The organism is Lactobacillus delbrueckii subsp. delbrueckii DSM 20074 = JCM 1012, from assembly GCF_001433875.1.
Lineage (GTDB): Bacteria > Bacillota > Bacilli > Lactobacillales > Lactobacillaceae > Lactobacillus > Lactobacillus delbrueckii.
The window spans coordinates 327-9,472 of sequence record NZ_AZCR01000056.1 but is presented as its reverse complement, the minus strand read 5'-3'; the positions used below and the strand labels follow the sequence as shown (position 1 = coordinate 9,472).

Annotated in this window: 10 protein-coding genes, 2 pseudogenes and 1 other annotated feature; all 12 genes and pseudogenes read right to left on the bottom strand. The window is 50.4% G+C overall.

Annotated features, from left to right (window positions below; translation table 11 throughout):
* Nucleotides 1-117 precede the first annotated feature (117 nt).
* Nucleotides 118-1,711: pseudogene (locus FD23_RS07140) on the bottom strand (ATP-binding protein).
* On the bottom strand, nt 1,704-2,417 hold the full coding sequence (locus FD23_RS07135) for a response regulator transcription factor (protein WP_002879246.1): 714 nt from the start codon (nt 2,415-2,417) through the stop codon (nt 1,704-1,706). Before FD23_RS07135 ends, FD23_RS07140 begins: the two are co-directional and overlap by 8 nt.
* A gap of 179 nt (nt 2,418-2,596) precedes the next feature.
* Complete coding sequence (locus FD23_RS07130; RefSeq protein ID WP_002879245.1) at nt 2,597-3,175, bottom strand: DUF177 domain-containing protein; 579 nt, start codon at nt 3,173-3,175, stop codon at nt 2,597-2,599.
* A complete protein-coding gene (locus tag FD23_RS07125; RefSeq protein ID WP_052933715.1) occupies nt 3,175-4,329 on the bottom strand; it encodes a nucleotidyltransferase in 1,155 nt (384 codons plus the stop codon). Before FD23_RS07125 ends, FD23_RS07130 begins: the two co-directional genes overlap by 1 nt.
* Before the next feature lie 3 nt (nt 4,330-4,332).
* Nucleotides 4,333-4,680, bottom strand: a complete 348-nt coding sequence (rsfS, locus tag FD23_RS07120) for a ribosome silencing factor (RefSeq protein ID WP_002879243.1) — start codon at nt 4,678-4,680, stop codon at nt 4,333-4,335.
* 41 nt (nt 4,681-4,721) lie between these two features.
* Nucleotides 4,722-5,315 (bottom strand): bis(5'-nucleosyl)-tetraphosphatase (symmetrical) YqeK, encoded by a 594-nt coding sequence (gene yqeK / locus FD23_RS07115; RefSeq protein WP_002879240.1) that lies wholly within the window; start codon nt 5,313-5,315, stop codon nt 4,722-4,724.
* Nucleotides 5,308-5,946: a nicotinate-nucleotide adenylyltransferase gene (locus FD23_RS07110; RefSeq protein WP_003615623.1), complete on the bottom strand. Its 639-nt coding sequence runs from the start codon at nt 5,944-5,946 to the stop codon at nt 5,308-5,310. The genes yqeK and FD23_RS07110 overlap by 8 nt, the downstream gene beginning before the upstream one ends.
* Nucleotides 5,947-5,956: 10 nt before the next feature.
* Nucleotides 5,957-7,066 carry a ribosome biogenesis GTPase YqeH gene (gene yqeH, locus FD23_RS07105; RefSeq protein WP_002879238.1) on the bottom strand — a complete coding sequence of 370 codons (1,110 nt, stop codon included), beginning with the start codon at nt 7,064-7,066 and terminating at the stop codon, nt 5,957-5,959.
* A 108-nt stretch (nt 7,067-7,174) separates the two neighbouring features.
* Nucleotides 7,175-7,531 carry a 50S ribosomal protein L20 gene (gene rplT, locus FD23_RS07100; RefSeq protein WP_002879237.1) on the bottom strand — a complete coding sequence of 119 codons (357 nt, stop codon included), beginning with the start codon at nt 7,529-7,531 and terminating at the stop codon, nt 7,175-7,177.
* A gap of 45 nt (nt 7,532-7,576) precedes the next feature.
* Complete coding sequence (gene rpmI / locus FD23_RS07095; RefSeq protein ID WP_002879235.1) at nt 7,577-7,777, bottom strand: 50S ribosomal protein L35; 201 nt, start codon at nt 7,775-7,777, stop codon at nt 7,577-7,579.
* Between the two features lie 20 nt (nt 7,778-7,797).
* The gene (gene infC / locus FD23_RS07090; RefSeq protein ID WP_035184717.1) at nt 7,798-8,319 is read right to left on the bottom strand and encodes a translation initiation factor IF-3; all 522 of its coding nucleotides are present in this window, start codon (nt 8,317-8,319) and stop codon (nt 7,798-7,800) included.
* Nucleotides 8,320-8,366: 47 nt separating this feature from the next.
* Nucleotides 8,367-8,478: a sequence feature (ribosomal protein L20 leader region), on the bottom strand.
* A 514-nt stretch (nt 8,479-8,992) separates the two neighbouring features.
* Nucleotides 8,993-9,146, bottom strand: a pseudogene (locus FD23_RS10680) (RNA-guided endonuclease TnpB family protein); the annotation flags it as partial.

Below are 9,146 nucleotides of genomic sequence, written 5' to 3'. Positions count from 1 at the left end.
AGTTTGATTTCTTTAGTGTATTTAGTCATGAAAATAACCCCCGAAATTAGTGTCCTAATTTCGGGGGTCATATCAAAAAGCCGCTGAAAAGCGGCTTTTACTTTGCTCTAAATTCTGTTAAATTGTCGGATCTTGCTTTGGACTCTCAGTTCCAGCTTGCTTTTGCTCTTCCCGGCTTTCCAATTCTTTGACTTCTTCATCAGTCAAGACCGGGAAGGTGATTCTGAACTGGCTCCCCTGCCCTAAGACTGATTCAACGTCAATGGTCCCGTGGTAGGATTCCACCAGCTTCTGGGCAATTGACAGGCCCAGGCCGTTGCCGCCCTTTTCCCGGGTTCTGGCCTTGTCTACCCGGTAGAAGCGGTTGAAGATCTTCTTCTTGTCCTCGTCGGAAATCCCTTCCCCGTAGTCTTGGACCACGATCTGCATTTCCTGGCCGGACTGGCCGGCAGCAACGGCAATTTCCTTGCGGTTGGTTGAGTACTTGATCCCGTTGTCGATCAAGATGATCAAAATCTGTTCCAGGTGGCCCTGGAAGATCTGAATCTTAGTATCCGGATCCAGGTCCTCAACTTCCAGAGAGATCTTGAAGTCCGGGTGAACCATGCCCATGTCCCCGACTACCCGGGTCAAGACTTCCATCGGTTCAGCGATGGCATTCGGGTAGTGGACACTGATCTGTTCAGCCCGGGTCAGGTCCAGCATTTCCTGGATCAAGTGCTTCATCCGCTCAGCCTCTGAAATCGAGGCGTCAATGGATTCTTCCAGGACCTGCGGGTCCATCCTTGCCCCAGCGCTTAAGCATGCTCAGATGGCCTTCAATGACCGCTACAGGCGTCCTCAATTCGTGGGAGACATCAGAGACGAACTGCTTCTGCTGCTCGATATACTTCTGCATCCGGTCCAGCATCATGTTGAAAGACAGGGCCAACTCTTCCAGTTCGTCGTTTCTGTGCAGCTCGGGAATTCTGGCCGTACTGTTCGGGTCGGCGTTGACTTCCCTAGCCACCTTGGACATCTTGTTGATTGGTCTGACGACGCTGCGGACAACCAGGTAGGAAATTATAATCGCCAGGCCGATCCCTAGGATTGAGAGCCAGAGCATGGCCTTCAATGTCCTGGAAATCAAGCGGTTGTAGCCGGTCATCTGGTTCTTTACGACAATGTAGCCAGTCAATTTATGGCTCTTCCGGTTTCTGACCTTCCGGTAGACATAAAGAGAACTTTGCCCATCCTTGCCTTCCTTGACCACACTCTTGCTCTCACTGGTGAACTTGACCAGTTTAGGGGCGCTATCGCCGTTGTGGAAGACGATCTCATTGCGGAGATTATAGATCGCCACGGTCATGTCAGGGTTGGTCACGGTGCTTAAGACCGAGTCGCCAAAAACGCTGCTGTTGCTGTTGTCATTTTCTGACAGAGCCGGCCTGCCCGTTAAAATCCGTCTGGTGTTCGGTGATAGTTGCTGGACCACGTTGGTGATCTCCAGTTCATCATCGATGCCGATTAGACGCTTGCGGAGGACGTTGACAACTTCGTTAGACGTATCCTTTTGCTGGCTCAGGGCTTCCTGCTTGACCGTATTGTAGACGACAGCTGAGAAAACAAGAAAGGAGACCATGATCGTCATCGCGACGATGCTGACCCATCTCACGATCAGTGAAACGTGTCTGGTCCCCTTCTTGCCGCTGGCGGCGTTTTGCTTAAGCATTGTCTTCCTCGTCTCTGACCATGTAGCCGGTTCCGCGCACCGTCTTGATGTAAGATGGCTGGCCAGGGATGTCGATCTTGTTGCGGAGGTAACGGACGTAAACTTCGACAACGTTAGTTTCGATGTTTGATTCCGGTCCCCAGATCTTGTTCAAGAGCTGGTCTCGGCCAACAACATTGTTCTTGTTTTCGATCAAGGTCATGAGCAGGTTGTATTCCCGCTTGGTCAAGTCAACGGTCTTGCCGTCGCCCCGGTGGACGATCCGGTTGGCGGTTTCGATGGTCAAGTCCTTGAACTTGACAACCTTTTGCCGCGGCAGCTTGTCCTTTGAGGCGTCCTTTTCGATCTTGACCCGGCGCAAGACAGCGCGCAAGCGGGCCAGGAGTTCTTCAATAGCAAATGGCTTGACGATGTAGTCGTCAGCCCCGTGGTCCAGGCCTGATACCCGGTCAATCACGGAGTCACGGGCCGTCATCATGATAATTGGCGTGGTCTTGCTCTGCCGTACCCGGCGGGCAATTTCCAAACCGTTCAAGTCTGGCAGCATCAAATCCAGCAAGATCGCGTCGAAGTCTTCGCTCAAAGCGCGGTCCAAAGCCTTGCGGCCGTTGTTTTCCACTACGGTCTCATATCCTTCGTGCTGGAGTTCGAGTTCGACGAAACGAGCCAGGTTCTTTTCGTCTTCAACAATTAAAATTTTCGGCATGTTTTTATCCCCTCATATCCTATCGATTTAATTTGGGTCCGCTGAATCCAAGTATAATCTTAAAGTATATTTTAATAATTCTAGGATAGCCCAAAATCAGCTTTTTAACAAGTCCCAAAGAAAAACAAGTCCTCCGCCAGATTAATTTTCTCTGGAAAAAGACTTGTTTTTAAGGAAGATCATTTCTCTTCGTCTTCAGCTTTATCTTTGTCTTCTTCAGCCTGCATCTTGTCCAAAAGACCCTGCAGCTGGGCAAAGGCCGGGTTGACCTGGTCCTTCTTCTGGCCGGCGAAGTCTTGTTCAGACATGACTTCCCAGCCCTGCCCTTCTGGGTACAGGTCTTCTTCAGCTTCTTCCTTGGTCAAAACCGTGCTTGGAATATTCAAGAGCATGTTGTCTTCCACGGCCGTCTGCACGTCAATGCGGTCATCATCCAGCGGAATGATCATCAAGCCCAGTTCCTTTTCTTCCTGGGTCGGTTCATGGTCGGAATAATTTTCCACGAAGCTGAATTTCTGCTTCAAAGGAACTGCTTCCAGGCTGCGGGAGGACGGAACCAAGAGGTCGGCTTCCACTTGGAAATTGCCAGTCACGAAGGGTTCGTCATAAAAGAGCTGCCCTTCCACGTGGGCGCTTTTTACCTCATAGACCAGGTCCTTGGCCCGCTGGTAAAAGCCATCAGCAAAAGTCAAATCAGCTGAGATCTGGGTCAATGGCTCCCGGCTGTTCTTGATTTGGGAAATTGAAAGTTCTAGCATTAATTTACCTCGAGTGGCCGCCGGCCAAAGTTCTGGTCAGCGCCAACAATCTGTTCAAATAAGCGGTCAACCCTGACCTGCAGGCCCAGGGTCCCTTCTTGGGCATTCTTGCGGTCCACTTTGGAAACGATATCGATCTCAAAGTCTTTCCGCTGCTGCTTCAAATATTTCCGTCCCCGCTTGCTGTAAGCCAGAAGCATGGTGGAAACATGGTCATAACTGTTTAAGACATCGGCTTCAGTCACGTTCAAAAGAGTATAAAGACTCAGTCTTCTTAACCTTGAATAGGTGTAGCGCTTGGACTTGACCCGGCGGAGGAAGTCAGCGAAATTTTTAGCCAGGTGGATTTCTGCCTTGAACTTGTATTCCAGGCCCTCGCTCATCTGGTAGATCTGCTGCATTTCCTTGATTGAGGCTGATTCCAGCCGGTATTTCAGAAACGGGAAGAGCAGTTCCCAGTTGGGCAGGACCTTTTCCTGGTCAAAAGCGGCAATTTCCCCTTTTGGCAGCCATTGCTCCAGTTCTGAGCGCTCGGCCCCGTTTAAAAGGAGGTTGCGGATAGCGCTGGCACTTTGGACAGCTGCTTCTCTTTGCAGGATGTCATCATGGCCGGCCCCAACCCGGTTGACCGGGCTGAGCTTTAAGGGCGAGCCCAGATTGGCATTAGCCACGGCATAAGCCAGGCCCAAAATCGCGTTGGGCTCACTGACTTCATGGCCGACTTCCCGGGCCACCATCTGGTTGTACTGGGTGGAATAAGTCTGGCTGTAGTCGGCGAATTCCTGCCTTTGCCGGGGGATCTTGGAGATCCGGTCGCCGAAATATTCAAAATTCAAGTTGGCGTCTTCGACCCCAAAGACCAGGTTCTTGGCCCCCAGCCGGGTTAAGAGGTCGACCCCGCCGGTAGCGAACATGTCGGCAGCTTGGACAGCATAGGAAAAAGGCAGCTCAAAGACCAGGTCAGCCCCAGCCTCAATGGCGCTGCGGGCCCTGGACCACTTGTCCAGGATGGCCATTTCCCCTCTTTGCACGTAATTGCCGGACATGACCGCGATAATGGGGTCATCACCGGCGATCAAGCGGGCCTGGTTCATCAGGAATTCATGGCCGCTGTGGAAAGGGTTATATTCAGCTACAATCCCGACAACGCTCATTGCCTAGTCTTCCTCGATTTCCACGCGCTTGCCGTCAGCCCAGAGCTTTTCCAGGTTGTAGAAGGCCCGGGCATCTTCTGAGAAGATGTTGACAACGACGTCGCCCAGGTCAACCAGGAGCCATTCTGAGTCATGATTGCCTTCAACCCGGTAGTCGTAGAAATTAGCTTCGTGACAGGCTTCGATGATGCTGTTGGCAATGGCGTGCAGCTGGCGGCTGGAAGTGGCGCTGGTGGCCACGAAGTAGTCAGCCAGGATGCTGATGCCGCGCATGTCGTAGGCTTCGGTGTCTTCCCCGTGCCGTTCGCTGATTGCGTTTAAAACTAAGTCAAGTAATTCTTCGCTCTTCAAATTTTTCTCCTAATGTTTAGTTACTCTTAATTTATCTGTTATTACTCAGCTGCCCAGACATTGTAAGCAGCCAGAGTTCTTGGGTAGATCTTGCTTCTCTTTTGGACTAAAAAGGCCAGAGTGTGAGCCAGTTCATAGCCAACCCCGGAAGCTAAATCCGCGTAGCTGGTCTTTCTGGCCTCTTCAACGCCGGCAAAAGTCCGGCCCGGCTCAATATAGTCAGCCACGAAGACGATCTGGTCCAGGGTGGTCATTTCCACGTCCCCGGTGGTGTGCCGGTAGACAGCGGTTAAAATTTCCGGGTCGGTGATGCCGAGGTCGCGCTTGATGAACCAGCTGCCCACGATCCCGTGCCAGATAGCCCGGTTCCAGTTCAAAAGATCCGGATCAAAGCCTTCTTCCTTGATGACCTTGATGTATTCTTCAACTGGAATCTGCTTGGCATAGTCGTGGACAAAACCAGCCAAAGCCGCCTTGTCTTCGTCATAGCCGTTCAATTTGGCTAGGGTCCGGGCCGTTTCACTGACGCGGACGCAGTGGGCAAAGCGTTTTTCATCCATCATGCTCTTCTCCTTGGCCACCAATTCACTGCTGGACAAGGGGGAATATGTTTCCTTAAAAACTGGATCAGTCACGGTAAAGCCCCTTTTCTTCAATATATTCGCGAACCTTGTCCGGGACCAGGTAACGGATTGAGGTTCCGGTTGAGACAGCCTGGCGGATAGCAGTTGAGCTGAGTCGGATGTCCGGAGCATCAACCCAGATCATGGAATATTGCGGATCTTGCGGGTAGCCCGGCCGGCGGATACCGACCAAGGTAGCTAACTTGGCCAGTTCCTCAGCATTCTTCCACTTGTGGAAGCTGTTGACCTGGTCGCTGCCCATGATCAAGTAGTAGGTGTTTTCCGGCGCCTTCTTGGTTAAATAGCGCACGGTATCAATCGTGTAAGAAACGCCGCCTCTGAAGAGTTCCAGCAGCTTAACCCTGAAACGGGGATTGTCCCGGGTAGCCAAATCCAGCATAGTGGCCCGGTCGCGGGCAGACACGTTTAAGGGAGCGTCCTTATGCGGGGGAATATTGTCAAGAATGAACCAGACTTCATCCAGGTGCAGCTTGGTCATGGCCTGTTCAGCGGCGACCAAATGGGCCATGTGCACCGGGTTAAAGGTGCCGCCCATGATGCCGATCTGCTTGCCTTTCCGCTGGCTCTCAGCCGTCTGCACTTTTACTTGCGTTTCTTTACTGAAATCTACCAATGAATCCATGTTACAACCTCTAAATCAAAGCTCTTCTGGTTCCCAAGCCGATTCCGCCCGGCGTGTAGGCCTTGATCACGCAGCCTTCCGGCACAGTGATGAAGCCTACCCCGGCAAACAATACATCGCTGCGGTACTTGATGGAGTACTCCTGCCCTTTAAGCGGCGGCAGGTCGCTGTTTGGCCCTGGCGGAGACAGCAATTCGCCCACATGCTTTTGGTAAAATTCGTCAGCCTTCTCCGTCTTAGTCCGGTGGATGTACATGCCCCGGGCAGCATAGATAGTAAAGCTGGTTGACGGCCCCTTCAGGTAGTCAATTCTCCCCAGGCCGGCCAAGAAGATGGTATTGCCTGGCAAAAGCTGATAAGTGGCAGGCTTAAGCGGCTTCTTTGGAGAAGCCAGGTCCAGGTCCTTCGGGTCCAGCCGGCTGGCCAGCTGCTTGTCGGTCAAGATCCCTGGGGTGTCGACCAAGAAGTGGCCGTTGTCCAGGGGAATTTCGATCTGGTCCAAAGTGGTCCCAGGGAAGCGGGAAGTGGTGATCAAGTCCTGGACGTCCCCCATTTCATCGATAATGGCGTTGATCAAGGTCGACTTGCCGACATTGGTCGTGCCGACGAAGTAGACGTCCTGGTCCTGGCTGTGCTTGTTCAAGTAGTCGATCAAAGTGTCCAGGTTCTTCTTCTTGGCCGCGGAGATCAGGAAGATGTCCTTTGGGTAGAGGCCCATCCGGTTGGCTTCCTGCCGCATCCAGTCCTTAATCTTGCTTTCCTTGGAGTTCTTCGGGAAGAGGTCCAGCTTGTTGCCGACCAGGATAAAGTCATTTGTGCCGACAAAGCGCTTCAAAGAAGAAATCAGCGAGTTGGAGAAGTCAAACAGGTCCACCACGTTGACGATCAAGGCCTTCTTTTCCGCCATGGTGTTCAGAAGTGCTAAAAAGTCATCATTGTCCAGGGAGACCGGCATGATCTCGTTGTAGTGGCGCAAGCGGAAGCAGCGCTGGCAGTAGACTTCGTCTCTTTCACCATTTTCCACCTTGGCCAGGGCACTGGCCGGCAGGTAGCCTGGCAGCTGCTTGTCCTGGCTCTGCAGAGCCGCGCCGCAGCCGATGCAGCGAATTTCTTCACTCATGTCTGAGTTTTCCTCCTTAAATTTCATCTTCCTTAATTATATCTGAAAGCCGGCATTTAACAAAGAAAAAGCGCACCTAGCCAAGCTAGATGCGTTTCTTCCAAAGAATTAAGCCAAAGCCTTCTTAGCAGTTTCTGCTAAAGCGGCAAAAGTCTTTTCGTCGTTGTAGGCAATGTCAGCCAACATCTTACGGTTCATGTCAACACCAGCCAGCTTCAAGCCGTGCATCATCTTTGAGTATGACAAGCCGTTTTGACGAGCAGCTGCGTTGATCCGGGCGATCCACAGTCTTCTGAATTCGCTCTTGCGCTTCTTACGGTCGCGGAATGCGTACTTGTATGAAACGAACAATTGAGTGCTTGCAGCCTTAAATTGAACGTGCTTTGAGCCACGGTAACCCTTGGCAAGCTTCAAAACCTTCTTACGACGTGCGCGTGTAACGGTACCACCTTTAACTCTTGGCATCTGAAAATCCTCCTAATATCGTTAGTGTATTAAAAAAATAGTAAATTAACGCATTTGGGAAAGCATTTGCTTGATGCGCTTCAAGTCGCTGCGTGAAACCATAGCGGCTTTTCTCAAATGGCGACGTTGCTTCTTGGTCTTACCGTGGAAACGGTGACCAGTGAAGGCGTGGTGGCGCTTCAAACCGCCGTTACCAGTTCTCTTAAAACGCTTAGCTGAAGCGCGGTGGGTTTTCATCTTTGGCATGGTAAAATTCCTCCAATTAACTATTGTTTGTTCTTGTCTTTATCACTCTTGGGACTGAGCATTAAAAACATTTGACGGCCTTCCATCTTTGGCCGGCTGGTTACAACAGCAATATCCGAAGTTTCTTCGGCCATCTTTTCCAGCACTTGTTGTCCTAATTCCTTGTGCGTGATTGCCCGGCCTCTGAAACGAATCGAAACACGAACTTTGGCGCCTTCTTTTTCTAAGAACTTGCGTGCATGCTTCAACTTGGTTTCGAAGTCATTGCCTTCAATCGCCGGACTCAAACGGATTTCCTTAACGCTGACCTGCTTGGAATTCTTGCGTGATTCCTTCAGCTTCTTCTGCTGTTCGAACCGGTACTTACCATAATCAAGAATCTTTGCTACAGGCGGCTTGGCGTTTGGTGAAATCAAAGTCAGATCGAGGCCAGCATCGCTCGCTTGGCGCAGAGCTTCATTTCTTGACACGACCCCAACTTGTTCACCCTCAGCGTTGATCAGCCGAACTTCACGAGCGCGGATGTTTTCGTTAAGGATCATGTTGTTTTGTTTCTGTGGTATAACTGTTCACCTCCATGTTAATTTCGAGGACAAGAAAAAAGCGGGCATATAGCACCCGCCTTTAAAATCAACAGAAAATATCGATTTGCCCAGAGGTTAAATAACTTAGGCGAGAAGCGGGGGCTTCTTCTTGTTCTCAACTCCTACTATTGTACTAGGTCTAAGATTGCCCGTCAAGGGCTAATTTCACTTTCAGCCCGATTGCTTAAAGCTTAATTTTGCCAATCACAACAGGAACGTATTCGCAAGAACTTTCACAACAATCTGCTTCATATTTCCGAATCATAAAACTTACTAAATCTTGATAATCACATCAATATTGGTAAGTTTTTCTGATATTCCTTTCTAGTTAAATCTATGAGTAGATTCAACTTGGCAAAAGAAATCAGATTTTTAACCTTTTGAAGTTAAGGTCAGTGAGTACGGTTGGCTGTCAAATAACGCCGGGTAGCGTCATCCAATAGCTTTTTATCTGCCCCACTGAAAACTTTTAGCCTGGCAGTCGGAAAGGCATCTTGCCCGCAAAAAGCCGGCAAGCATATCGTGATGCATCTCGAAGCAGTCAAGCCGCGATTTTAATACCCCGAACTGAGTTCGTTAAAGCTGACTGCTCTTACATGCTAAAGCCTTCAACTTTGTAGTATTGCTTGCCTTATGCTTCTTTTATCCGACTGGCAAGAATCTCCTTAACTCGCTTGTAAGGCGTGTAAAGCGTGATTTCTTCGTCAGTTAATCTTCAGTTAATCTACTCAATATGTTTTTGGCTGCGGCGATATTCGCATTCATCTCGCCGCATTTCTTGCATT

Excerpts from the sequence above, each read along its gene's own strand:
- FD23_RS07135 (WP_002879246.1), bottom strand. The coding sequence starts at position 2,417 with ATGCCGAAAATTTTAATTGTTGAAGACGAAAAGAACCTGGCTCGTTTC.
- FD23_RS07130 (WP_002879245.1), bottom strand. The coding sequence starts at position 3,175 with ATGCTAGAACTTTCAATTTCCCAAATCAAGAACAGCCGGGAGCCATTG.
- FD23_RS07125 (WP_052933715.1), bottom strand. The coding sequence starts at position 4,329 with ATGAGCGTTGTCGGGATTGTAGCTGAATATAACCCTTTCCACAGCGGC.
- FD23_RS07110 (WP_003615623.1), bottom strand. The coding sequence starts at position 5,946 with ATGGATTCATTGGTAGATTTCAGTAAAGAAACGCAAGTAAAAGTGCAG.
- yqeH (WP_002879238.1), bottom strand. The coding sequence starts at position 7,066 with ATGAGTGAAGAAATTCGCTGCATCGGCTGCGGCGCGGCTCTGCAGAGC.
- rplT (WP_002879237.1), bottom strand. The coding sequence starts at position 7,531 with ATGCCAAGAGTTAAAGGTGGTACCGTTACACGCGCACGTCGTAAGAAG.
- rpmI (WP_002879235.1), bottom strand. The coding sequence starts at position 7,777 with ATGCCAAAGATGAAAACCCACCGCGCTTCAGCTAAGCGTTTTAAGAGA.
- infC (WP_035184717.1), bottom strand. The coding sequence starts at position 8,319 with ATGATCCTTAACGAAAACATCCGCGCTCGTGAAGTTCGGCTGATCAAC.